Raw genomic sequence first — 24,019 nt, 5'->3', positions numbered from 1 at the left:
CGCCTTACAGCTCACCCAGTTCCGACGCGTACGGCGGCTCCGCGCCCGCACGGGAGCAGGTGATCGCCGCCGCGCGTGCCGCGAACCTCAGCAGTCGTGTCCAGCCGTCGTCGCCGAGGGCTCTGAGTGCGTCGGAGGACAGGGCGTCCCAGGTGGACAGGCCGTGCAGCAGGGCCGCGTTCACCGTGTCGCCGGCGCCGATCGTGTCCACCACGGCGACCTGCTCGCCCGGCACGGAGTGTTCCGCGCCGTCCCCGGTGAAGACGGTCAGCCCGTCGCCACCCCGGGTCATCACAACCGCCGCGGGACCCGCGGCCAGCCACTCGCGCGGGGTGCCGCCCAGCCACCGGGCGTCCTCCTCGGAGAGCTTGAGCAGCGTCACCGACGGCAGCCAGTCGGCGAACCGGGCCCGGTAGGCGTCCGCGTCGGGGATCAGCCCGGCCCGGATGTTGGGGTCGAGCGCGGTGAACACTCCCTGCGCGGCCGCGCTGCGCATCAGCTTCTCGTAGGCGCTCGCCCCCGGCTCCAGGACCAGGGAGCAGGTGCCGAACGACACCGCGCGTGCTCCGGCGGGGAGGCGGTCAGGGGGTGTGAACAGGCGGTCGGCGGTGCCGTCGACGTAAAAGGAGTAGGCGGCCGAGCCGTTCCCGTCGATCGTGGCGACCGCCAGGGTGGTCGGCTCCGTGCCGCGCTGTACCGCCGAGACATCCACCCCGACCTTGCGCAGCCCGTCGAGCAGGGCCTCGCCGAAGGCGTCGTGGGAGGTACGGGAGCAGAAGGCCGTGGGCGAGCCCAGGCGGCCGAGCGCGACGGCTGTGTTGTACGGGCCGCCGCCGAGGGCCGGCTGCAGGCCGGCGAGGGCACCCGGGCCCTGCGGTACCAGGTCGATCAGGGCCTCACCGGCGACGACGATCACGAGACGGGTCCCTTCTGGGCGGTTCGGTGCTCGGCCTTGTCGGCCTTCTCGGACTGCTCGGGGCAGCCGCAGGACGTGCGGTGGACGAAGGTGCAGGGAAGCCGCACGGTCCGGGCGGGCCGGTCCGGCGCGGTGAGGCGCTCCAGGAGGACCTGCACGGCCTGGGCGCCGACGTCCTTGCTGGGCTGGGCGATCGCGGTGAGCCGGGGCGAGAAGAGGTCTGCCCAGGCGAAATCGTCGAAGCAGCACAGCGCGATGTCGTCGGGTACGGACAGGCCGTGCTCGCGCAGGGCGCGCAGCGCGCCGATGGTCATCGCGTTGTTGGCGGTGACGAGCGCTGTGGGCCGCACGGCAAGCGACAGCAGGGTCGCCGTGGCCTGCTCGCCGCCGGCCGACTCGGAGTCGCCGTGTACGAGGAGGCGTTCGTCGTAGGGGAGCCCCGCGGCCGCGAGACCGTGGCGGTAGCCGGTGATGCGCTCGCCGGTGGTGCTGAGCCCGCGACGGCCCGCGACCAGGCCGATCCGGCGGTGGCCGAGCCCGGCGAGATGGCTCACCAGCCGGGCCACCGGTTCAGCGCTCTCGGCGCAGACCTGGTCGAAGCGTGGCGCGCTGGTCCCCGGCTGGTCGACCAGGCGGTCCAGGAGCACGGTCGGGACGTTGTGGCGATGCAGGTAGGTGACGAGTTCGCGCGGGTTGGCCGAGGGCGCGACGATCAGGCCGTCCACGCGTCGTTCGTGCAGGAGCTGGACGACCTTGCGCTCGTGCTGCGGGTCGTCGTGCGGATCGGCGATGAGCAGGCTGTAGCCGTGTTCCAGGGCGGTCGCCTCGACGCCCTGGAGGATCTCGGTGAAGTAGGGATTGCTGATGGCCGACACCGCGAGGCCGATGGAACGGGTGCGGGAGGTCACCAGGGAGCGGGCGAGGGTGTTCGGGGTGTAGCCGAGCTCGTCGATGGCGTCCAGGACGGCCTGGCGGGTCCCCGGGAGCACGGGCCGGGTGCCGTTCAGCACATGGGACACGGTCGCGACGGAGACACCGGCGCTGCGTGCCACGTCGGCCATGGTTGGCATGGGTTCCCTCCCGAGCGCGCCCGCTGCGGTCCGATGCGCGCCTTCTGGCCGGGACCGTATCCCATTCGGCGGCGGACGTAAACGCTTGCGCAAGCGTTTACGCCGGGATCCCGAGCCCACCCCAGACGCCCCCGCTCGATCACCGGCCGCTATCGTCGGCAGGCACCACCCAGATACCCCTGGCCTGCACCCGAACCATCCCTGAAGCGCCCCTGAGCCCCCGACCCGTGGAGACCCCCATGCCCGCCCGCCCCACCCCGAGCCGCCGCACCGTCCTGCGAGGCGCAGCCCTCGCGCCGGTCGCCGGGCTCGGGCTCGCGGCCTGTTCCCCGGGGGGCGGGGCGCCGGCCGGTGCGCCCACCGCGCCGGTCGAGCTCGGCGCGGAGACCGAGGTCACGAAGGGCAGCGCCAGGCTGTACCGCGATCACAACGTGGTGGTCAGCCGGGCCGAGGACGGCTCGTTGAAGGCGTACAGCACGATCTGCACGCACGCGGCGTGCCCCATCAACAAGCTGGAGGGGACGAAACTCGTCTGCCCCTGCCACGGCAGCGAGTTCGACGCCACGACCGGCGAAGTGCTGCACGCCCCGGCCACCGTGCCGCTGAGCGAACTCCCGGTCAGGACCGAGAACGGCAGGATCGTGGCCGGGCCGGGAGCCTGATCCGCCGGAGGATCCCCGGCAGTACCTGACGAAGCACTACGACTCCCAGTCCCAGCCGATGCCGACGATCCCCGACCGCACCCGAGGCTCGACGAGGTGCACCGAATGGTGGCGGTCCGTGAGCGGCAGCTCCTGGCGGCCGCTGCGCGGGGCCGCCGCCGACTGCTGGGTGAACCGGTGGCAACGCACGGGCAGGGCGTTCTCGGCGAACCGCACCTGAAGGGCGTACTGGCCGCCGGCGGGGCCGAAGCCGCGGACGTACTCGCGCGAGGCGCCGGCGGTGCCGTCCTCGACGCCGTAGCGGAAGAGGTAGGTGTCGCCGGCCCGCAGCCGGGTGTCGAAGAGCAGCTCGGCGACGAGCACCCCGGTCTCGTGGTGCCAACGGATGCGTCCCGTGCGGCAGTTCTCCAGCGCGTGCACCCTCACCCGCTCCGGTGCGCATCCGGGGTCGCCGTGGTGAACGGCCACGAAGCGGTCGACGCCCTCCCGGTGGGCGCGCACGATGTGGTGCGACTCGCACCCCATGAGCTCGCGACCCGCCCCGATCCGTACGTGCTCGTGGTGCCCGAGCATGTGCAGCCCGCCGTCGAGGGGTGTGTCCAGCTCGGCGAGCAGCCGTTCCAGGACGCCCGAGGCCTCGACGAGGGCACGGTAGGAGCGGGCCCCTCGGCGCCGCGCGGAGACCCGCTCGTCGGTGTCGGAGAGCAGCCGGATCAGTGACTCCTCGGGTAGCTGGAGGATCTCCTCCAGGGCCCGCACGGCACGCAGCGACTCGGGGCGCTGGGGGCGCCGGGCGCCCTGCTGCCAGTAACTCAGGCTGGTGACGCCGACCTTCACGCCGTACCGCGACAGATGGTGCTGCACGCGCTGCAGGGGCAGTCCGCGGGCGGCTATCGCGGCGCGCAGCGCGACGTGGAAGGGGCCGCCTTGCAGGACCGTGTCCAGTTCCGCGGCGGCGGCGACGTCTTCGGCGGCGTCGGCGGCGGTGTCCGCGTGCTGTGTGGCGTGCGGCATGCAGGGGCCTTTCTGTGCTGGATCACAACGGCTGGTCAGACCATTCGCGCGGGTGTCGGGTCCCCCTGTCGGCGTCGGGCTTCTTCACATCCGTACGCCGCCCTCCCGAGTTCCCCCGCATTGAAGCGTGTTGACCATGCCTCGACAACACCTGATGCCCAACCGTGGCGTCCTCTTGGCCGAGCTTCGACCGGTGTCCTCGGGCGGGCGTCCGCCGGCCACCCCGCAGGACCTGTGGGCGTTGTCCACAGGCTCGCCGGAGTGTCACTGCTCGCCAGTAGGGTGTGAGACATGGCCGACCCCTCCAGCTACCGCCCCAAGCCGGGACAGATCCCGGACTCTCCCGGGGTGTACAGGTTCCGTGACGAGCACCGCCGGGTGATCTACGTCGGAAAGGCGAAGAGCCTGCGCCAGCGCCTGGCCAACTACTTCCAGGACCTGGCGGGACTGCACCCGCGCACCCGGAGCATGGTCACCACGGCCGCGTCGGTGGAGTGGACGGTGGTGTCCACCGAGGTCGAGGCGCTGCAGCTGGAGTACTCCTGGATCAAGGAGTTCGACCCCCGGTTCAACGTCAAGTACCGCGACGACAAGAGCTACCCCTACCTCGCGGTGACGATGAACGAGGAGTTCCCGCGCGTGCAGGTGATGCGCGGGCACAAGAAGAAGGGCGTGCGCTATTTCGGGCCGTACGCGCACGCGTGGGCCATCCGGGACACCGTCGACCTGCTCCTGCGCGTCTTCCCGGTGCGCACCTGTTCGACCGGAGTCTTCAAGAACGCCGCCCGCACCGGCCGCCCCTGCCTGCTCGGCTACATCGGCAAGTGCTCCGCCCCCTGCGTCGGCCGGGTCGACGCCGAGGAGCACCGGGACCTGGCGGAGGAGTTCTGCGACTTCATGACCGGCCGTACGGGCACCTACCTGCGTCGCCTCGAGAAGCAGATGGCCGAGGCGGCCGAGGAGCTTCAGTACGAGCGGGCGGCCCGGCTGCGCGATGACATCGAGGCCCTGAAGAAGGCCATGGAGAAGAATGCGGTCGTGCTTGCGGACGCGACCGATGCCGACCTGATCGCGGTCGCCGAGGACGAGCTGGAAGCGGCCGTGCAGATCTTCCACGTCCGCGGCGGTCGCGTCCGCGGTCAGCGCGGCTGGGTGACCGACAAGGTCGAGGAGATCACCACCGGCGCCCTCGTCGAGCACGCCCTCCAGCAGCTGTACGGGGAGGAGAGCGGCGACGCCGTCCCCAAGGAGGTCCTCGTCCCCGCCCTGCCCGACCCGGTGGAGCCGGTGCAGGAGTGGCTGACCGGGCGCCGGGGATCGATCGTCTCGCTGCGCATCCCCCAGCGCGGCGACAAGAAGGCGCTGATGGAGACCGTGCAGCGCAACGCCCAGCAGGCGCTCGTCCTGCACAAGACCAAGCGCGCCTCCGACCTGACCACGCGCTCGCGCGCCCTGGAGGAGATCGCCGACGCCCTCGAGCTGGACAGCGCACCGCTCAGGATCGAGTGCTACGACATCTCGCACCTCCAGGGCGACGACGTGGTGGCGTCCATGGTCGTCTTCGAGGACGGGCTGCAGCGCAAGAGCGAGTACCGGCGCTTCCAGATCAAGGGCTTCCGGGGCCAGGACGACGTCCGCTCCATGCACGAGGTGATCACCCGCCGCTTCCGGCGCTACCTCGCCGAGAAGGAGAAGACCGGTGAGTGGGCCGAGGGCGAGCCCGACCTCACGAACGGCACCGCGGACGCCGCCGGAAACGGCACACCCACCGCCTTCACCGAGGACGACGGCCGCCCCAAGCGCTTCGCCTACCCCCCGCAGCTGGTCGTCGTCGACGGCGGAAAGCCGCAGGTCATGGCGGCCAAGCGGGCCCTGGACGAGCTCGGCATCGACGACATCGCCGTGTGCGGCCTCGCCAAGCGCCTGGAGGAGGTCTGGCTGCCGGACGACGATGACCCGGTCGTCCTGCCCCGCACCAGCGAAGGCCTCTACCTGCTGCAACGGGTCCGCGACGAGGCCCACCGGTTCGCGATCACCTACCAGCGGACCAAGCGCGCCAAGCGCTTCCGTGCGAGCCCCCTGGACGATGTGCCCGGGCTCGGCGAGACCCGCAAACAGGCGCTGATCAAGCACTTCGGGTCGGTGAAGAAGCTGCGATCCGCGACAATCGACCAGATCTGCGAGGTTCCAGGCATAGGTCGTAAAACGGCCGAGACCATCGCCGTGGCCCTTGCCCAGGCGGCTCCGGCCGCGCCCGCCGTGAACACGGCAACTGGAGAGATCATGGATGACGTGGAAGACGGGGCACCCGAGACGACGGCGGGTCCCCCAGGGGAGCCCGTGCCCACGGGCGCCCCGGACGAGCGACGGGGGCAGGAGAGATGACCGAGCACGAGAAGCAGCCCACAGCCCAGCGAGATCAGGCACCCAGGGAAACGCACAAGGAAACCGGCGAGGACCGCACCCGGCAGGATGCGCCTCGGGAAAGCGGAGCACAGGTGGGTACGGGCGTCGAAGGCAACGGGGTCCCCGAGACGGCCATCCCCGAGCTGGTGATCATCTCCGGCATGTCCGGAGCCGGACGCTCGACGGCCGCGAAGTGTCTGGAGGACCTCGGCTGGTTCGTCGTCGACAACCTCCGCCGCCCGCCCTGATCCCCACCATGGTGGAGCTCGGCGCCCGCTCCCAGGGCAACGTGGCGCGGATCGCGGTCGTCGTCGACGTCCGCGGCCGCCGCTTCTTCGACAACCTCCGCGAGTCCCTCGCGGACCTCGACAGCAGAGGCGTCACCCGGCGCATCGTCTTCCTGGAGTCCTCCGACGAGGCCCTGGTGCGCCGCTTCGAGTCCGTGCGCCGCCCGCACCCCCTTCAGGGCGACGGCCGCATCGTCGACGGCATCGCCGCCGAGCGTCAGCTGCTGCGCGAGCTGCGCGGCGACGCCGACCTGGTGATCGACACCTCCAGCCTGAACGTGCACGAGCTGCGCGCCAAGATGGACGCCCAGTTCGCCGGCGAGGAGGAGCCCGAGCTGCGGGCCACCGTGATGTCGTTCGGCTACAAGTACGGCCTCCCCGTCGATGCCGACCTCGTTGTCGACTGCCGGTTCCTGCCCAACCCGCACTGGGTGCCCGAGCTGCGCCCGTTCACCGGCCTGAACGACGAGGTCGCCTCGTACGTCTTCAACCAGCCCGGCGCGAAGGAGTTCCTCGACCGCTACGCCGAGCTGCTCCAGCTCATCGCGACCGGCTACCGGCGCGAGGGCAAGCGGTATGTGACCATCGCGGTCGGCTGCACGGGCGGCAAGCACCGCTCGGTCGCCATGTCGGAGAAGCTCGCCGCGCGCCTCGCGGCCGAGGGCGTGGAGACGGTGATCGTGCACCGGGACATGGGACGCGAATGACCGGACGTACGTCGCGGCTCAGCAGGCTGCGCGGGGTCGCCCCGGAAGGGCGCGGCGGCCGGCTCGCCGAGCCCCGGGGTGGCCGGGCGCGCCGCCGGGGCGCCCAGCCCAAGGTGGTCGCCCTCGGCGGCGGCATGGGCCTGTCCGCCTCGCTCGCCGCGCTGCGCCGGATCACCGGCGACCTCACCGCCGTCGTCACCGTGGCCGACGACGGCGGCTCCAGCGGCCGGCTGCGCGACGAGCTGGGCGTGCTGCCACCCGGCGACCTGCGCAAGGCGCTGGCCGCGCTGTGCGGGGACGACGAGTGGGGCCAGACCTGGGCCCGGGTCATCCAGCACCGCTTCCAGTCCCAGGGCGAACTGCACGAACACGCGGTGGGCAACCTGCTGATCGTCGCCCTGTGGGAGCAGCTCGGCGACCACGTTCAGGCGCTCGACCTGGTCGGCAAGCTGCTGGGCGCGCAGGGGCGCGTGCTGCCCATGTCCGCCGTGCCCCTGGAGCTCCAGGCCCTGGTCAAGGGGCACGACCCGGACCGGCCGGAGGAGATCGAGACGGTCCGCGGCCAGGCGACCGTGGCGCTCACCCCCGGCGAGGTGCAGTCCGTGCACCTGGTGCCGAACGACCCGCCCGCCGTACCCGAGGCCGTCGAGGCGGTCCTGGATGCGGACTGGGTGGTGCTCGGCCCCGGCTCCTGGTTCTCCTCGGTCATCCCGCACCTGCTCGTGCCCGAACTGCTGGACGCCCTCCTGGAGACGAAGGCACGCCGGGTACTCTCGCTGAACCTCGCCCCGCAGCCCGGAGAAACCGAGGGCTTCTCCCCGCAGCGTCATTTGGAGGTTTTGGGGCGACACGCCCCTAAACTCGCCCTGGACGTGGTGCTGGCCGACGAGGCCGCCGTGCCCGACCGCGACTCGCTGACCGACGCCGCCCGGCGTTTCGGGGCCGCGGTCGAGCTGGCGCCGGTGGCCCGGAGGGACGGCACTCCGCGGCACGATCCGGAGCTGCTGGCTGCCGCGTACGACCGTATTTTTCGGATGCATGGAAGGATCGGCCCATGGCGATGACGGCAGCGGTGAAGGACGAGATTTCCCGGCTCCCCGTCACCCGGACCTGCTGCAGGAAGGCGGAGGTCTCCGCCATTCTGCGGTTCGCCGGCGGCCTCCACCTGGTCAGCGGGCGCATCGTGATCGAGGCGGAGCTGGACACCGCGATGGCGGCCCGCCGCCTCAAGCGGGACGTCCTGGAGATCTTCGGGCACAGCTCGGAGCTGATCGTGATGGCGCCGGGCGGGCTGCGGCGCGGTTCGCGCTACGTCGTGCGCGTCGTCGCGGGCGGCGACCAGCTGGCCCGGCAGACCGGCCTCGTGGACGGCCGGGGCCGCCCGATCCGCGGTCTGCCCCCGCAGGTGGTCTCGGGGGCCACCTGTGACGCCGAGGCGGCCTGGCGGGGCGCCTTCCTGGCGCACGGTTCGCTCACCGAGCCCGGCCGCTCCTCCTCCCTGGAGGTGACCTGCCCCGGCCCCGAGGCCGCGCTCGCGCTGGTCGGCGCCGCCCGCCGGCTGTCCATCGCCGCGAAGGCCCGCGAGGTGCGCGGCGTGGACCGGGTCGTCGTCCGGGACGGCGACGCCATCGGCGCCCTCCTCACCCGCCTCGGCGCCCACGAGTCGGTGCTCGCCTGGGAGGAGCGCCGGATGCGCCGCGAGGTGCGCGCCACGGCGAACCGCCTCGCCAACTTCGACGACGCCAATCTGCGCCGCTCCGCCCGCGCGGCCGTCGCCGCCGGCGCCCGTGTCCAACGCGCCCTGGAGATCCTCGCCGACGACGTCCCCGAGCACCTCGCCGCCGCCGGCCGGCTCCGCATGGAGCACAAGCAGGCCTCCCTGGAGGAGCTGGGCGCCCTCGCCGACCCGCCACTGACCAAGGACGCCGTCGCGGGCCGTATCCGCCGCCTGCTGGCCATGGCCGACAAGCGGGCCGCCGACCTCGGTATCCCGGGCACGGAGGCCAACCTCACCGAGGAGCTGGCGGACAACCTCGCGGGATGACCTGACGAGCGATCAGCACGCCGGTGCCGACGCCCACTTGGGTGGTCGGCACCGGCGTGTGTGCGTGTCGGAGGCGCTCTTGACTCGATCGTGAACTGTCATGAGCCTGGCACCTATTCGCCACTGGGGCGATCCAGTACCAGGGGGCTTCATGAGACACAGAGCGAGATCGATCCTCGCTGTCGGCGCGCTCCTGATCGGTGGAGCGAGCATCGCACCCTTCGCCCAGGCACAGGGCACCAGTTCATCGGGTCCCGACGCGGAAGAGGTCAAGGTCTACCGCGCCGAAGTCACCAAGCAGCAGATCCCCCTGCTGCTCGCAACCGGTCAGGACGGTCACGAACTCGGCGAGCAGGCTCCCGACAAGGGCACCGCCACCGTCGAGGTCTACCTCACCGACAAGCAGGCCGAGAAACTCGAAAAGCAGGGCGTCGACCTCAAGGAGCACACGCTCTCGGCGCAGGCACGCGCGCGTGTGGCCGCCGCCGGGGACGGCGTCTACCGGCCGTACAGCGGAGCGGGCGGCCTCAAGGAGGAGATCCTCCGCACCGGCCAGAAGCATCCGTCCCTCACCAAGGTCGTCTCCATCGGCAAGACGGTCCAGGGCCAGGACATCCTCGCTCTCAAGCTCACCAGGAACGCGAAGCGGACCAAGGACGGAGCCAAGCCCTCCGCCCTGTACATGTCCTCCCAGCACGCGCGCGAGTGGATCACCCCGGAGATGACCCGGCGGCTGATGCACCACTACCTGGACAACTACGCCACGGACAAGCGGATCAAGAAGATCGTCGACACGACCGAGCTGTGGTTCGTCCTCGTCGCCAACCCCGACGGCTACGACTGGACCCACGCCCCCGAAGGCGACCGCCAGTGGCGCAAGAACATGCGCGACAACAACGGCGACGGTGCCTGGACGATCGGCGACGGTGTCGACCTCAACCGCAACTTCGCCTACAAGTGGGGCTATGACGACGAGGGTTCGTCCCCGTACCCCACCAGCCAGACCTACCGAGGCCCCGGCCCGAACTCCGAACCCGAGACCAAGGCGCTCGACGCCTTCGAGCGGCGTATCGGCTTCGAGTACGGCATCAACTACCACTCCGCCGCCGAACTCCTTCTTTACGGGGTCGGCTGGCAGGTGGCCACGCCGACCCCGGACGACGTGCTCTACAAGGCCCTCGCGGGTACGCCGGAGAACTCCGCGATCCCGGGCTACCACCCGCAGCTCTCCTCCGAGCTCTACACCACCAACGGCGAGGCGGACGGTCACGCGGCCAACATCAACGGCACCGCGATGTTCACACCGGAGATGTCGACCTGTCAGACGGCCTCGAACGTCGACCCGGACGACGCCTGGAAGCCCGCGGACTGCGCGTCGATCTTCACCTTCCCGGACGACGAGAAGCTGATCCAGCAGGAGTTCGAGAAGAACATCCCGTTCGCGCTCTCGGTCGCCGAGTCCGCTGCCCGGCCGGACCGGCCGAAGTCGTCGGTCGGCATCGACGCCCCCGACTTCACACCGGCGGCCTTCACGACGTCGTACGCGCGCGGCGCCGACCAGGAGGTCTCCGTCGTCGTACGGAAGTCCGTGCGGGACAAGGAGCTCAGGTACCGCATCAACGGCGGCCGTACGCAGGACGTGGCGCTGAGGCCGTGGAAGGGCGGCGAGACGTTCGGCGGTGACGACAACCTCCACTTCGACGAGTACCGGGCCAGAGTCGCGGGCGGCGATCCCGGGGACAGGGTCGAGGTCTGGTTCATCGGCGAGACGAAGAGCGGGAAGCGCACCGAGAGCGAGCACTTCACGTACACAGTGGCCGAACGCCCGCGCGCGGACACGCTCGTCGTCGCCGAGGAGGGGGCGCCCGCGACCCAGGCACAGACGTACGTGGACGCCCTGAAGGCCAACGGCAGGAAGGCACTCGTCTGGGACGTCGCCACCCAGGGCGCCCCGGACGCACTGGGCGTCCTGAAGCACTTCGACACCGTCGTCCACCACACCGGCGCGGTCCGGCCCGGCGTCGCCACTCAGCTCGAACTGCGTGCCCACCTCAACGAGGGCGGCAGGCTGATCGAGGCGGGCGAGACGGCCGGCGGCTCGGTCGACCTCGGCTCGGGCGCCCTGTCGAACGACTTCAGCCAGTACTACCTGGGCGCCTACAGCCGCACGTCCCTGCCGAACGCCACGGCATTCACCGGCTCCGGCAGACTGGCGGGCGTCACGGGAACCCTCGGCGACGCGCCCGGCAACCCGCTGAACGCGGCCGGATCCTTCGGCGTCACCTCGGACACCCTGCCCGTGGAGACGTTCCCGCAGTTCGAGAGCGCGGGCGCGGGCCAGTACCCGGGGACGGTCAACCCGTACGGCCCGTACGAAGGCGCCTCCATGGCGGCCGTCACGCACTCCGACTACGCCTGGAACCGTCTGACCCGGACCATCGACCTCACCTCCGTCAGCGCGGCCGACGCCCCGACGCTGCGCACCCGGCTCCTGTGGGACACCGAGCAGGGTTACGACCACGCCGTCCTGGAGGCGCACACCGCCGGGGCGGACGACTGGACCACCCTCCCGGAGAAGGGCGGCGCCACCGGCACCGCCGTGCCCACCGAGTGCGAGGCCGGCTACTTCGTCCAGGCCCACCCGGCGCTCAAGCGGTATCTGACGCCGGGCGAGGGCGGCTGCACGCCCACCGGGACGAGCGGTTCCTGGAACAGCTTCACCGGCGCCTCGGACGGCTGGCAGCAGGTCGAGTTCGACCTCTCCGCCTACGCCGGGAAGACGGTCGAGGTCTCCCTCTCCTACATCACCGACCCCGGCTCCGGCGGCCACGGCGTCCTCGCCGACAACGCCTCCGTCGTGATCGGCGGTACGGCGGGCCAGACGGAGGGCTTCGAGACATCGCTCGGCGCCTGGAGCACCCCGGGACCGCCCTCGGGCAGCCCCGCGGTGGTCAAGGACTGGGGGCTGTCCGGCGAACTGTTCAAGACATACGGAGCGGTCACCACGGACGACACCGTGCTGCTGGGCTTCGGCCTGGAGCACGTCACCGCGGCGGCCGACCGCAGAGCCCTGATCGGGGAGGCACTCGCAGCACTCGACGACTGAGTTTCCCAAGGTCGACGACGGTCAACGACCGCCGACTCCGCGTAGTCATTCAGGGTGATCGGCTCTCGCGGCCCGGGCGGTCCGTACCCCTACTGGTGGGTACGGACCGCAGTGCCGTGTATGGGCCATCTCGATGTCACCCCGGGGGCCTCGGGGAGGTAGGGTCGGATGCGGTCGGGGACATCCCATACAGCTCGCCGGCGTCAAGACACCGGCGTACCAACGAGGAGATCGGTTCGTGACGATCCGCGTAGGCATCAACGGCTTTGGCCGCATCGGTCGTAACTACTTCCGCGCGCTGCTGGAGCAGGGTGCAGACATCGAGATCGTGGCTGTCAACGACCTGGGTGACACCGCGACCACCGCTCACCTGCTGAAGTACGACACCATCCTGGGCCGCCTCAAGGCCGAGGTGTCGCACACCGCCGACACGATCACCGTCGACGGCCACACCATCAAGGTGCTGTCCGAGCGCAACCCCGCCGACATCCCGTGGGGCGAGCTGGGCGTCGACATCGTCATCGAGTCGACCGGCATCTTCACCAAGAAGGAAGACGCCGCGAAGCACATCGCGGGCGGTGCGAAGAAGGTCCTCATCTCGGCCCCGGCCAAGGACGAGGACATCACCATCGTGATGGGCGTCAACCACGACAAGTACGACCCGGCGAACCACCACGTCATCTCCAACGCCTCCTGCACCACCAACTGTGTGGCGCCGATGGCCAAGGTCCTCGACGAGAACTTCGGCATCGTCAAGGGTCTGATGACGACCGTCCACGCGTACACGAACGACCAGCGCATCCTGGACTTCCCGCACAAGGACCTGCGCCGCGCCCGTGCCGCCGCCGAGAACATCATCCCGACCACCACCGGTGCCGCCAAGGCCACCGCCCTGGTCCTGCCGCAGCTCAAGGGCAAGCTGGACGGCATCGCCATGCGCGTCCCGGTCCCGACCGGCTCCGTCACCGACCTGGTCGTGGAGCTCGGCCGCGAGGTCACCAAGGAAGAGGTCAACGCCGCCTTCCAGAAGGCCGCCGAGGGCGAGCTGAAGGGCCTTCTCGAGTACACCGAGGACCCGATCGTCTCCTCGGACATCGTCAACGCCCCGGCGTCCTGCACCTTCGACTCCTCCCTGACCATGGTCCAGGAGGGCAAGAACGTGAAGGTCATCGGCTGGTACGACAACGAGTGGGGCTACTCCAACCGCCTCGTCGACCTCACGGTCTTCGTCGGCAACCAGCTCTGATCACCGGAGCAGGCACCTCGATGTGAGAGCAGGGCTCGGTCAGCGCACACCGCGTTGTCCGAGCCCTGCCGCACGTACTGATCGACCAGCCCTCTCAGGAGTCCCCTCATGAAGACGATCGACGAACTTCTCTCGGAAGGTGTGGACGGCAAGCGGGTCTTCGTCCGTGCCGACCTGAACGTGCCGCTGGCCGACGGTGTCATCACCGACGACGGCCGCATCCGCGCCGTACTGCCCACCGTCAAGGCCCTCGCGGACGCCGGTGCCAAGGTGGTCGTCGCCTCGCACCTTGGCCGCCCCAAGGGTGCCCCGGACCCCGCCTTCTCGCTGCTGCCCGCCGCCGAGCGCCTCGGTGAACTCCTCGGTACCGAGGCGCAGTTCGCCACCGACACGGTCGGCGAGTCCGCGCAGGCCACCGTCGCCGGACTGGCGAACGGTCAGGTGGCGGTCATCGAGAACCTGCGCTTCAACGCCGGCGAGACGTCCAAGGACGACGCCGAGCGCGCCGCCTTCGCCGACCGGCTCGCCGCCCTCGCCGACGTGTACGTCGGTGACGGTTTCGGTGCGGTGCACCGCAAGCACGCCTCCGTCTACGACCTCCCGGCCCGGCTGCCGCACTACGCCGGCCACCTCATCGCGACCGAGGTCGGCGTGCTGAAGAAGCTCACCGAGGATGTGAAGCGGCCGTACGTCGTCGCCCTCGGCGGCGCCAAGGTCTCCGACAAGCTCGCCGTGATCGACCAGCTGCTCGGCAAGGCCGACCGTCTCCTCATCGGCGGCGGCATGGCCTACACCTTCCTCAAGGCCAAGGGCTACGAGGTCGGCATCTCCCTCCTCCAGGAGGACCAGATCCCGGCCGTCACCGAGTACATCGAGCGCGCCGAGAAGACCGGCGTCGAACTGGTCCTGCCGGTCGACGTCCTGGTCGCCCCCGAGTTCCCGGACCTGAAGACCAAAGCCCCCGCGAACCCCACCACCGTCGCCGCGGACGCCATCCCGGCGGACCAGGAGGGTCTGGACATCGGTCCGCAGACCCGCAAGCTGTACGCCTCGAAGCTCGCCGACGCCGCCACCGTCTTCTGGAACGGCCCCATGGGCGTCTTCGAGCACCCCGACTACGCCGAGGGCACCAAGGCGGTCGCCCAGGCCCTCGTCGACTCCAAGGGCTTCACCGTGGTCGGCGGCGGCGACTCCGCCGCGGCCGTGCGCACCCTGGGCTTCGACGAGAACGCATTCGGCCACATCTCGACCGGTGGCGGCGCCTCCCTCGAATACCTCGAGGGCAAGACGCTCCCCGGCCTCGCCGCACTGGAGGACTGACCCTCAATGACTGCTCCTGAGCAGGGCCGCAAGCCCCTGATGGCGGGCAACTGGAAGATGAACCTCAACCACCTCGAGGCCATCGCCCACGTCCAGAAGCTCGCCTTCGCCCTGGCCGACAAGGACTACGAGGCCGTCGAGGTCGCCGTCCTGCCGCCCTTCACCGACCTGCGCTCCGTGCAGACCCTGGTCGACGGCGACAAGCTGAAGATCAAGTACGGCGCCCAGGACCTCTCGGCGCACGACTCCGGCGCGTACACCGGCGAGATCTCCGGCGCGATGCTGGCCAAGCTGAAGTGCACCTACGTGGCGGTCGGCCACTCCGAACGCCGGCAGTACCACGGCGAGACCGACGAGCTGGTGAACGCCAAGGTCAAGGCCGCCTTCAAGCACGGCCTGACCCCGATCATGTGCGTCGGCGAGGAGCTGGAGGTCCGTGACGCGGGCAACCACGTCACGCACACGCTCGCCCAGGTCGAGGGCGGTCTGAAGGGCGTGGCGGCCGAGCAGGCCGAGTCCATCGTGATCGCCTACGAGCCCGTCTGGGCCATCGGCACCGGCAAGGTCTGCGGCGCCGACGACGCCCAGGAGGTCTGCGCGGCGATCCGCGGCAAGATCGCCGAACTGTACTCCCAGGACGTCGCCGGCAAGATCCGCATCCAGTACGGCGGCTCCGTGAAGTCCGGCAACGTCGCCGAGATCATGGCCAAGGCCGACATCGACGGCGCGCTGGTCGGCGGCGCCTCGCTGGACGCGGACGAGTTCGTCAAGATCGTCCGCTTCCGCGACCAGTGAGTATGCGGTAGCGGCGATACGTCGTACCCTTGCGGGGTCCAGCAGTGCATGCTGGACCCCGTCGTCGATCCAGATCCGAGGAAGTTGGTCCAGCCGTGGTTATGGGGTTCACGATCGCCCTGATCGTCTTCAGCCTGCTGCTGATGCTGCTGGTGCTGATGCACAAGGGGAAGGGCGGCGGCCTCTCCGACATGTTCGGTGGCGGCATGCAGTCGTCCGTCGGCGGCTCCTCGGTCGCCGAGCGCAACCTGGACCGCATCACCGTGGTGGTCGGTCTGCTGTGGTTCGCGTGCATTGTCGTGCTGGGCATCCTGATGAAGGTCAGCAACTGACCGGCACACACATTCCGTACGTAACGCCCCATGTGGGGTACGCGCACCTGAGCGCGGCCTATCATGGGGCTTGCGTCTTGATATGGGGTCGGTAACTCCAATCACTGGACGCGCGTTGGGCCTTACGTAGACTGAGGCGCTCGCAGCGAAGCGAAACGCCGACTCGCTTCGCGGCACCATCACGCAGGGAGTTACGACCGTGGCAAGTGGCAACGCGATCCGAGGAAGCCGGGTCGGGGCGGGGCCGATGGGCGAGGCCGAGCGCGGCGAGTCCGCGCCCCGTCTGCGCGTCTCCTTCTGGTGCTCCAACGGGCACGAAACACAGCCGAGCTTCGCCAGCGACGCACAGGTTCCCGACACCTGGGACTGCCCGCGCTGCGGGTTCCCGGCCGGACAGGACCGGGACAACCCACCGGCCCCGCCGCGCACCGAGCCGTACAAGACGCACCTGGCGTACGTACGGGAGCGGCGCAGCGACGCGGACGGCGAGGCGATCCTCGCCGAAGCGCTCGCCAAACTGCGGGGCGAGATCTAGGAATTGAGCTCCGGCCGGGCACCGAGCCGTGCCCGGCACGACGGCTGACACCTGTGGTGCTGACACCTGTGGTCAAGGTGAACGTATCTGTTGTTGCACGGCACGACGACGCGACGACAGCTCACGTCTCCCGCTGATCAATTAGGTTGGGACCATGAACGCAGACGGCCGTACCAGGCTCAATCAGACGCCCGAGTGGACCGCTCTGGCCAAGCACCATGAGGAGTTCGCGGACACCCATCTGCGGGATCTGTTCGCGGCGGACCCCGGGCGTGGCTCCGGCTACACGCTGCAGGTCGGGGACCTGTACGTCGACTACTCCAAGCACCTCGTCACCGACGAGACCCTGCGGCTGCTGCGCGAGCTGGCCGCCGCGCGGGACGTCTTCGGCCTGCGGGACGCCATGTTCCGCGGCGAGAAGATCAACACGACCGAGAACCGCGCCGTCCTGCACACCGCGCTGCGGGCGCCGCGCGAGGCTGTCATCGAGGTCGACGGGGAGAACGTCGTGCCGGCCGTGCACGCCGTTCTCGACAAGATGGCCGACTTCGCCGAGCGGGTCCGTTCGGGGGAGTGGACCGGGCACACCGGCCGGCGGATCCGCAACGTCGTCAACGTCGGCATCGGCGGCTCCGACCTGGGCCCGGCGATGGCGTACGAGGTGCTGCGCGCCTTCACCGACCGCGATCTGACGGTCCGCTTCGTCTCCAACGTCGACGGCGCCGACCTGCACGAGGCGGTGCGCGACCTGGACCCGGCCGAGACGCTGTTCATCATCGCCTCCAAGACCTTCACCACCATCGAGACGGTCACCAACGCCACGTCCGCGCGGAAGTGGCTGCTGGCCGCCCTCGATGGGGGCACCTCCCGCTCGAGCGAAGCCGAGAGTGGGGGAGAGGCCGCCGTCGCCAAGCACTTCGTGGCGCTGTCGACGAACGCCGAGAAGGTCGCGGAGTTCGGCATCGACACGGCCAACATGTTCGAGTTCTGGGACTGGGTCGGCGGCCGCTACTCCTACGACTCGGCGATCGGCCTGTCGCTGATGATCGCCATCGGGCCGGACCGCTTCCGGGAGATGCTCGACGGCTTCCACCTGGTCGACGAGCACTTCCGCACCGCCCCCGCCGAGTCCAACGTGCCGCTGCTGCTGGGCCTGCTGGGCATCTGGTACGGCAACTTCCTGGGCGCCCAGTCGCATGCCGTACTGCCCTACAGCCACTACCTGTCCAGGTTCACCGCCTACCTCCAGCAGCTCGACATGGAGTCCAACGGCAAGTACGTCGGCCGGGACGGACGTGAGGTGGACTGGCAGACCGGCCCCGTCGTCTGGGGCACGCCCGGCACCAACGGGCAGCACGCCTACTACCAGCTCATCCACCAGGGCACGAAGCTGATCCCGGCGGACTTCATCGGGTTCGCCGAGCCGGTCGCCGAGCTCAGCGACGAGCTGAAGGCCCAGCACGACCTGCTGATGGCCAACTTCTTCGCCCAGACGCAGGCACTGGCCTTCGGCAAGACGCCGGACGAAGTGCGCGCCGAGGGTGTGCCGGAGGAGCTGGTGGCGCACAAGACGTTCAAGGGCGACCACCCGACGACCACGATCCTCGCGCGTGAGCTCACGCCGTCGGTGCTCGGCCAGCTGGTCGCGCTGTACGAGCACAAGGTGTTCGTCCAGGGCGCGGTCTGGAACATCGACTCCTTCGACCAGTGGGGCGTCGAGCTCGGCAAGGTCCTCGCCAAGCGCGTCGAGCCCGCGCTCACCGAGGGCGCCGAGGTGCCCGGCCTGGACGCGTCCACCAAGACGCTGGTCGCCAAGTACCGGGAGCTGCGCGGACGTTGAGTCGGCGCCGGGTGGCCGCGCGGACGTTATTCGGATGCGCGGCCACCGGCCGGCGGGTGACACTGCTCCGGCTCCGTCACCTGCCGGAAGGAACCCCATGGACCAGCTCCTGGCCGCGCTCGCCGACCCGGAACGGCTGAAGCTGTACGCCCGCATCGTGCTGCAGGACCTGCCGCCACGCGAGGAGGACGCTCCCGCCGTGCGCAAACACCTGGGGCGCCTGTTCTCGGCCGGGCTCGTGGAACGCCGTCCCGACGGCTCCCTGACGGCCGACGCGTCGGTCTTCCGCCGCGCCCGCCCCGCCGAACCGGCGGCGGCCGGCGTGCCCCGGCGGCTGACCGGGTTCTTCGCCCACGGGCGGCTGACGTCGATCCCGGTCCGTCCGGTCGTACGCCGTGAACTGCTCGAGCATCTGACGGAAACCCTCTTCGCGGCCGAGCGCAGCTATACCGAGCGCGAGGTCAACGAGGCGTTCCGCACCGTCCATGACGACACGTCCGCGCTGCGCCGCTACTGCGTGGAGAACGGTCTGCTCGTGCGCGAGCGCGACGGCAGCAGCTACCGGCGCGTCACCGCGGTCTCCGGGTGACGACACCGGGAGTCGCGCTCAGGCCACCGCGCTGAGCGTGTCCGCGAGGCGGCGCCGGGCCGCTCGGGCGGCCGGGAGCGCGGCGAGAGCGGTCGCGCCGAGTACGGCGGACGCCCCGAGGAGCAGCAGCAGGGCGGGGGAGGGGCCCTGGGCGATGCCGGCGCCGAGGCCACTGGATCTGCCCTGGGCGTCGATCAGCCAGTGCGCCAGCGGCAGTCCCAGGGCCAGGGCGGCGAGCAGGGCCGCCAGTGCCGTACAGCCGGTGGCCGTGACCGTGATCGCGGTGATCTGGCGTGGGGACAGGCCGATCGCCTTCAGGGCCAGCAGGTCCCGCTCGCCCTCGCGGACCGTGCCGCCGATCGCGGTCAGCAGCTCGATGAGCCCGATCAGGGCGAGCACGGCGATCAGCCCGAGGACGACTCCGCGCAGCGGGGACAGCCCGTCGGCCGGATTCGTCACGGTGTGCACGTCGAGGTGGCCGCGTCCGGCCGTGGCGAGTCGGTCGGCGACCTCGTGCGGGTCGGCGCCGGCGGTCAGGCGGAGCTGGTGGAGGGTCGGGCGGAGGCCGGGGTCGTTCTCGCGGAGGGTGTCCAGGGAGGTGGAGACGACCCGGCCGGCGTTCTCCGGCTCGATGCTGCGGCCCACGATGTGCAGGACCTGCGGCTGGTCGCCGACGGTCATCCGCACCCAGTCCCCGACCCGTACGTCCAGCAGGTCGAGCAGCCCCTGCCCGGCCACCGCCTCGTCGGGCCCGCGCGCGGGGCGGCCCTCGGCCAGCGTGTACGGGTAGGGCTCCGTTCGGGTGCCGAGGCCGCGCAGGGCGATGGTCGCCGTCTGGCCCGGTACCAGGGCGGCCACCTCGACGCCCGGGTAGGCGGCGGCGACCTGCGCGTCGCGTTCCAGCAGGGCGCGGGCGTCCCGGCCGTTCAGGCCCGCGTCGGCCCGGACGGTCAGCGCGGCGGGCAGGCCGATCCGCTCGGGGCTGCTGTGGAAGCGGTCGAGGGTGGTCCATGCGCTCATCGCCACCACGATCAGCAGCAGCGGCAGCGCGAGCCGGGCGACCGTGCCCAGTGGCCGGGGCCGGCGGGTGAACGCCTTGTGCCAGCCGAGGACCAACGCGGGCGGCACCCGTACGCCCAGTGCGCGCCGCCCCACGCCCGACAGCCGGCCGCCGAGGGATGCCGTGGGCCGGGGCACGGGCACCGGCGGCACTCGTCCCGCCCGCCATGCGGCGAGCCCGGTGGTCGCGCCGATGAACAGCACCGCGCCCACCGGTACCGCGATGAGGGCGGCCGTGTGCCCGGGCAGCCCCTGCCACACGCCGACCGCGTCTCCGAACCGCCCCGGGATCCGCCTGCCCAGCGCCTCGGTGAGCGCGGCGGCGGTCACGGCGCCCAGCAGGGCGTACGCCAGATGCTGGAGCAGAAAGACCCGGACGACCTGGCCGGGCGTGAAGCCGATCGCCTTCAGTACGGAGATGTCCCGCAGATGGCCGCGGATGCGGGTGCCGATCGCCCCGTGCACGGCGAGTCCGGCGGCGATCAGCGCGCCCAGACCGAACAGGCCCAGCACCTGGCCGAGCAGCCGGTTGTCGCCCTGCGCCTCGGCGCGCGCCTGCTGCCAGGTGGAGACCTCGCCGATCGCCCCGGCGCCCAGCAGGGTCACGGCGCGCTGGACGGCGTAGTCCGTGTCGTCCGGGTCCGTCAGGCGTACGCCGATGACCTGTCCGCCGGGGTCGGGCACCGCGGACGGCAGCGCCCAGACCAGGCCGGGCTGTTCACCCGGCCGGTAACGGGGCTCGGCGCTGTCGGCGACGCCCACGACGGTCAGCTTCCGTGCGGTGCCGGGCAGGGTGAGCGGGTCGCCGGGCTGGGCCAGCAGGGCGCGGGCGAGACCGCTCTCCAGGACCACGCCGTCGGGGGTGGCGGGGTCCAGCCAGTGGCCGGAGGTGAGCAGCGGGCGGCCGACGGAGGGCAGCTTCCCGGTGCCGCGCAGTTCCACGGAGGCCCGGGTGCCCCGGGAGGCTACGGTGGCGGAGGCGGAGGGCCAGGGACCGGCGACGGACTGGACGCCGTCCAGCGCGGCGAGCTTCCGGGTGTCTGGGTGTGCAGCCAGACGTGGGCGCCGCGGGCCTGCGTGAAGACCCGCTGCCAGGGGTTGGTGGCGTATCCGAAGAGGGCGGTGGCCAGCAGCAGCGACACGACGATGCCCGCCGTGGCGAGAACGAGGAACAGCGCCTCGCCGCGATGCGTGCGCAGATCGGAGTGTGCCCAGCGCAGGGTGGCTCGCACGGGCCTCAGCCCCTCGGCCCGACGGCAGCGCAATGGTCGTACGCCCGCATGTCAGTCCCTGAGCTCCAGCACACCCGATATCCCGGAGCGGCGCGGGGGCGGACCGCCGTCCAGTTCCGCGTCGTCTGCGATCCGCCCGTCGAAGAAGCTGATCACCCGGTCCGCGGCGCTCGCCAGCCGCGCGTCATGCGTGACGAGCAGGATCGTCTGGCCGCGCTGGTGGAAGCGGGACAGCAGCCGCATCACCTCACGGGTGCCCTTGCTGTCCAGGCTGCCCGCGGGTTCGTCGGCGAGCAGCAGGGGCGGATGGTTGACCAGGGCCCGGGCGAGCGCGACCCGCTGCTGCTCGCCGCCGGACAGCTCGCCCGGCATGCTGCGCTCCTTGCCCGCGAGCCCCAGTTCGGCCAGCAACTGCTCCCGCTCGGCGCGCGCCCGCTTCGGCGGCACCCCGGCGAGGAGAGCGGGCAGCTCGACGTTGTCGGCGACGGACAGGTTCGACACCAGGTTGAAGAACTGGAAGACGATCCCGATCCGCTTCCGGCGCTCCACCGCCCAGCGCGCCTCGCTGTACGCGTCGGTGCACTCACCGTCCAGCCAGATGCTTCCCGCATCCGGCCGCTGGAGCCCGCCGAGCAGATGCAGCAGCGTCGACTTCCCGGCACCGGACGGGCCGGTGATCGCCACGAACTCGCCCCGCCGCACGCTCAGGTCGACCCCGCGCACGGCATGGGCGGGCGCGCCCTCGCCGTAGTGCGTCCTGACCAGGCCCTCGGCGCGCAGCACGGGAGCGGAACCGTTGCTCACTGAAGCTCCTCCAGCTCTTCCTGGCACCGCTCCAGCCAGTCGAGGTCGGCCTGCAGATGCAGCATCGCGCCCTCGATCAGCAGGTGGGCGATGCGGTTGTCCCGGTCCTCGGCGGCGGCCAGCTTCGACAGTTGACGCATGGTGTTCAGATACTGGCGCCGTTGCTTGTTGATGAGGGCGATCTGGTCGGCGATACCGGTCTGCGGAGCGAGCGCCAGCTTCATGAAGAACTCGTCCCGCACCCGCGGCTCGTCCTCGGGCTCCTCGAACCAGGCGCGCAGCGCCTCACGCCCGGCTTCGGTGAGGTGGTAGACCTTCTTGTTGGGCCGGCTGGACTGCTCGACGTCCTCGCCCTCGATCAGTCCCTGCTTCTCGAGGCGGCCGAGGGTGACGTAGATCTGGCCGACGTTCGGCTGAGGGTACGCGGAGCCCAGCAGTTGCTCAAGGTCCTGCTTGAGCTCATAGCCGTGGGCCGGGCCACGGGCGAGAAGGGCCAGGAGGGGCAGGCGCACGCGTGCAGTCCTCCTGTCTCGGCAATGTGCTCCAGGCCCTAGTATCGCCCATACCTAACAGGTATACATGGCCTCTGACCCGGGCGAAGGTGCCCGTGGCCGGTGTACAGGGAGGAACCTATGCGGTGGATGCGCGCCGCCGGTAGGGGCCTTCTCGTTCTGCTCGTGGTCCTGACCGGTTACGTCGCCTCCGGCGCCCAGGCGCAGGAGGACACCGGAGGCGGCCGCGGCCCGCTCACGCTCGCCACCGCCGGAGATCTCACCAACTATCTCGGCCCCCTCCTCCAGGGCTGGAACCGCACCCACCCCGACGAGAAGGTGACCCTCGTCGAGCTGCCCGACTCGGCCGACGAGACCCATGCGCAGATGGTCACGGACCTGCGCGGCGGCGACCGCAGCCGGTTCGACGTCCTCAACATCGACGTCAACTGGACGTCGGAGTTCGCCGGGGCGGGCTGGATACGGCCCCTTCCGCGCGACCGCTTCGGGCTGGGGACCTTCCTGCCGCCGGTCGTCGACACGGCGACCTACGACGGACAGCTCTACGCGGTCCCGTACGTCACCAACGCCGGGCTGCTGCTCTACCGCAAGGACGTCCTCGCGAAGGAGGGCGTCCCACCGCCGCGTACCTGGGCCGAGTTGGAGCGGGCCGCGCGGACCATCGCCCCGAAGTACGGACTCGACGGCTACGCCGGCCAGTTCCTGCCGTACGAGGGCCTCACCGTCAACGCGGCCGAGGCCGTCTACTCGGCGGGCGGCACGATCCTCGGCGACGAGGGCGCGCGCGTCACCGTGGACTCGGCGGCGGCCCGCGAGGGCATCGGGTTCCTCGCGCGGGGGGTGCGCGAGGGCTGGATACCGAAAGCGGCGCTGACGTACAAGGAGGAGGAGTCCAAGCAGGCCTTCCAGGACGGCCGGCTGCTCTTCCTGCGCAACTGGCCGTACGCGTACGTCGGTGCCTCCACCGAGGGCTCGAAGGTCGCCGGGAAGATCGGCGCCGTACCGCTGCCGGGGCCGGACGGGCCGGGGACGAGTGTCCTCGGCGGCTCCAACCTGGCCGTCACCGCACACGCCCGGCACCCCGACACCGCCGCGCGCCTGATCGCGTACCTCACCGGCGAGCGCGTCCAGCGCCAGGTCCTCACGCGCGGCGCACTGCCGCCCGTACGGGCCGACCTCTACGAGGATCCCGAGCTCATCGGGGAGTTCCCGTACCTGCCGACCCTGCGTGAGAGCGTGCTCACGGCCGCGCCACGGCCCAAGAGCCCGCACTACGACCAGGTCAGCCTGGCGGTGCAGGCGGTCGTGCACGACGCGATGACCGGGCGGCAGACGCCCGAGGCGGCGGTGCGGCGGCTGGCGCGGGAGCTGGCCGCCATCTCTCGCCGCTAGCCCTTCGCGAGTTACATGTTAGGTAACGCCGACGTCTCATCTGTGCTCTCAATGCCCGGATAAGTCAGTATTTCATCGCCCAACCTCCCAGTAGCTTTCCGTCTGTTCGTTGACACCCTCGCGACATGCCTACTTAACATGCATGCATAAC

General features: G+C 70.8%; 18 protein-coding genes and 2 pseudogenes. 14 read left to right on the top strand and 6 right to left on the bottom strand.

Annotated elements, in window-relative coordinates:
* Positions 1-4 precede the first annotated feature (4 nt).
* Positions 5-916, bottom strand: a complete 912-nt coding sequence (locus StrepF001_RS06500; protein WP_129797292.1) for a carbohydrate kinase — start codon at positions 914-916, stop codon at positions 5-7.
* Entirely contained in the window at positions 913-1,986 is a 1,074-nt protein-coding gene (locus tag StrepF001_RS06495; RefSeq protein WP_129797291.1) for a LacI family DNA-binding transcriptional regulator, read from the bottom strand. The genes StrepF001_RS06500 and StrepF001_RS06495 overlap by 4 nt, the downstream gene beginning before the upstream one ends.
* 239 nt (positions 1,987-2,225) lie before the next feature.
* On the opposite strand from StrepF001_RS06495, the gene StrepF001_RS06490 reads away from it, so the two are divergent.
* Positions 2,226-2,648, top strand: a complete 423-nt coding sequence (locus StrepF001_RS06490) for a Rieske (2Fe-2S) protein (RefSeq protein ID WP_129797290.1) — start codon at positions 2,226-2,228, stop codon at positions 2,646-2,648.
* 36 nt (positions 2,649-2,684) lie between these two features.
* On the opposite strand, the gene StrepF001_RS06485 is transcribed toward StrepF001_RS06490, so the two are convergent.
* A complete protein-coding gene (locus tag StrepF001_RS06485; protein ID WP_129797289.1) occupies positions 2,685-3,662 on the bottom strand; it encodes a hypothetical protein in 978 nt (325 codons plus the stop codon).
* A gap of 291 nt (positions 3,663-3,953) precedes the next feature.
* Here StrepF001_RS06485 and uvrC point away from each other — a divergent pair, with 291 nt between their 5' ends.
* The 12 genes and pseudogenes from uvrC (at position 3,954) to StrepF001_RS47300 (ending at position 18,869) form a co-directional block, all read left to right on the top strand.
* Positions 3,954-6,047, top strand: a complete 2,094-nt coding sequence (uvrC, locus tag StrepF001_RS06480; protein ID WP_129797288.1) for an excinuclease ABC subunit UvrC — start codon at positions 3,954-3,956, stop codon at positions 6,045-6,047.
* A pseudogene (rapZ, locus tag StrepF001_RS06475) lies at positions 6,044-7,062 on the top strand (RNase adapter RapZ). Before uvrC ends, rapZ begins: the two are co-directional and overlap by 4 nt.
* A complete protein-coding gene (gene yvcK / locus StrepF001_RS06470; RefSeq protein ID WP_129797287.1) occupies positions 7,059-8,126 on the top strand; it encodes a uridine diphosphate-N-acetylglucosamine-binding protein YvcK in 1,068 nt (355 codons plus the stop codon). Before rapZ ends, yvcK begins: the two are co-directional and overlap by 4 nt.
* Positions 8,117-9,106 (top strand): DNA-binding protein WhiA, encoded by a 990-nt coding sequence (gene whiA / locus StrepF001_RS06465; protein WP_129797286.1) that lies wholly within the window; start codon positions 8,117-8,119, stop codon positions 9,104-9,106. The genes yvcK and whiA overlap by 10 nt, the downstream gene beginning before the upstream one ends.
* Positions 9,107-9,257: 151 nt before the next feature.
* On the top strand, positions 9,258-12,212 hold the full coding sequence (locus StrepF001_RS06460; RefSeq protein WP_129797285.1) for a M14 family metallopeptidase: 2,955 nt from the start codon (positions 9,258-9,260) through the stop codon (positions 12,210-12,212).
* 238 nt (positions 12,213-12,450) lie between these two features.
* Complete coding sequence (gene gap, locus StrepF001_RS06455) at positions 12,451-13,458, top strand: type I glyceraldehyde-3-phosphate dehydrogenase (protein WP_129797284.1); 1,008 nt, start codon at positions 12,451-12,453, stop codon at positions 13,456-13,458.
* A gap of 108 nt (positions 13,459-13,566) precedes the next feature.
* On the top strand, positions 13,567-14,778 hold the full coding sequence (locus StrepF001_RS06450; protein WP_129797283.1) for a phosphoglycerate kinase: 1,212 nt from the start codon (positions 13,567-13,569) through the stop codon (positions 14,776-14,778).
* Between the two features lie 39 nt (positions 14,779-14,817).
* Positions 14,818-15,573, top strand: coding sequence for a triose-phosphate isomerase (gene tpiA / locus StrepF001_RS06445; RefSeq protein WP_240797314.1), 756 nt, complete (start codon positions 14,818-14,820; stop codon positions 15,571-15,573).
* 101 nt (positions 15,574-15,674) lie between these two features.
* A complete protein-coding gene (gene secG / locus StrepF001_RS06440; protein WP_129797528.1) occupies positions 15,675-15,905 on the top strand; it encodes a preprotein translocase subunit SecG in 231 nt (76 codons plus the stop codon).
* Between the two features lie 199 nt (positions 15,906-16,104).
* Positions 16,105-16,440 (top strand): RNA polymerase-binding protein RbpA, encoded by a 336-nt coding sequence (locus StrepF001_RS06435; protein WP_129797281.1) that lies wholly within the window; start codon positions 16,105-16,107, stop codon positions 16,438-16,440.
* A gap of 154 nt (positions 16,441-16,594) precedes the next feature.
* Complete coding sequence (gene pgi, locus StrepF001_RS06430; protein WP_129797280.1) at positions 16,595-18,280, top strand: glucose-6-phosphate isomerase; 1,686 nt, start codon at positions 16,595-16,597, stop codon at positions 18,278-18,280.
* Between the two features lie 322 nt (positions 18,281-18,602).
* Positions 18,603-18,869, top strand: coding sequence for a DUF2087 domain-containing protein (locus tag StrepF001_RS47300; protein WP_240797313.1), 267 nt, complete (start codon positions 18,603-18,605; stop codon positions 18,867-18,869).
* Between the two features lie 18 nt (positions 18,870-18,887).
* Here the strand turns inward: StrepF001_RS47300 and StrepF001_RS06420 are convergent.
* The 3 genes and pseudogenes from StrepF001_RS06420 to StrepF001_RS06410 form a co-directional block, all read right to left on the bottom strand.
* A pseudogene (locus StrepF001_RS06420) lies at positions 18,888-21,160 on the bottom strand (FtsX-like permease family protein).
* A gap of 51 nt (positions 21,161-21,211) precedes the next feature.
* On the bottom strand, positions 21,212-21,964 hold the full coding sequence (locus tag StrepF001_RS06415) for an ABC transporter ATP-binding protein (RefSeq protein WP_129797278.1): 753 nt from the start codon (positions 21,962-21,964) through the stop codon (positions 21,212-21,214).
* A complete protein-coding gene (locus StrepF001_RS06410) occupies positions 21,961-22,476 on the bottom strand; it encodes a PadR family transcriptional regulator (RefSeq protein ID WP_129797277.1) in 516 nt (171 codons plus the stop codon). Before StrepF001_RS06410 ends, StrepF001_RS06415 begins: the two co-directional genes overlap by 4 nt.
* Positions 22,477-22,596: 120 nt before the next feature.
* Here StrepF001_RS06410 and StrepF001_RS06405 point away from each other — a divergent pair, with 120 nt between their 5' ends.
* Positions 22,597-23,868: an ABC transporter substrate-binding protein gene (locus StrepF001_RS06405; RefSeq protein ID WP_129797276.1), complete on the top strand. Its 1,272-nt coding sequence runs from the start codon at positions 22,597-22,599 to the stop codon at positions 23,866-23,868.
* Positions 23,869-24,019: the final 151 nt, after the last annotated feature.

The sequence above is a fragment of the Streptomyces sp. F001 genome (genome assembly GCF_004187715.1).
Classification (GTDB): Bacteria; Actinomycetota; Actinomycetes; order Streptomycetales; family Streptomycetaceae; genus Streptomyces; species Streptomyces flavusporus.
The sequence above is the reverse complement of the archived record's forward strand: the minus strand, read 5'-3'. Positions and strand labels throughout refer to the sequence as shown.

Excerpts from the sequence above, each read along its gene's own strand:
- StrepF001_RS06495 (WP_129797291.1), bottom strand. The coding sequence starts at position 1,986 with ATGCCAACCATGGCCGACGTGGCACGCAGCGCCGGTGTCTCCGTCGCG.
- StrepF001_RS06490 (WP_129797290.1), top strand. The coding sequence starts at position 2,226 with ATGCCCGCCCGCCCCACCCCGAGCCGCCGCACCGTCCTGCGAGGCGCA.
- StrepF001_RS06485 (WP_129797289.1), bottom strand. The coding sequence starts at position 3,662 with ATGCCGCACGCCACACAGCACGCGGACACCGCCGCCGACGCCGCCGAA.
- uvrC (WP_129797288.1), top strand. The coding sequence starts at position 3,954 with ATGGCCGACCCCTCCAGCTACCGCCCCAAGCCGGGACAGATCCCGGAC.
- yvcK (WP_129797287.1), top strand. The coding sequence starts at position 7,059 with ATGACCGGACGTACGTCGCGGCTCAGCAGGCTGCGCGGGGTCGCCCCG.
- whiA (WP_129797286.1), top strand. The coding sequence starts at position 8,117 with ATGGCGATGACGGCAGCGGTGAAGGACGAGATTTCCCGGCTCCCCGTC.
- StrepF001_RS06460 (WP_129797285.1), top strand. The coding sequence starts at position 9,258 with ATGAGACACAGAGCGAGATCGATCCTCGCTGTCGGCGCGCTCCTGATC.
- StrepF001_RS06450 (WP_129797283.1), top strand. The coding sequence starts at position 13,567 with ATGAAGACGATCGACGAACTTCTCTCGGAAGGTGTGGACGGCAAGCGG.
- tpiA (WP_240797314.1), top strand. The coding sequence starts at position 14,818 with ATGGCGGGCAACTGGAAGATGAACCTCAACCACCTCGAGGCCATCGCC.
- secG (WP_129797528.1), top strand. The coding sequence starts at position 15,675 with ATGGGGTTCACGATCGCCCTGATCGTCTTCAGCCTGCTGCTGATGCTG.
- pgi (WP_129797280.1), top strand. The coding sequence starts at position 16,595 with ATGAACGCAGACGGCCGTACCAGGCTCAATCAGACGCCCGAGTGGACC.
- StrepF001_RS06405 (WP_129797276.1), top strand. The coding sequence starts at position 22,597 with ATGCGGTGGATGCGCGCCGCCGGTAGGGGCCTTCTCGTTCTGCTCGTG.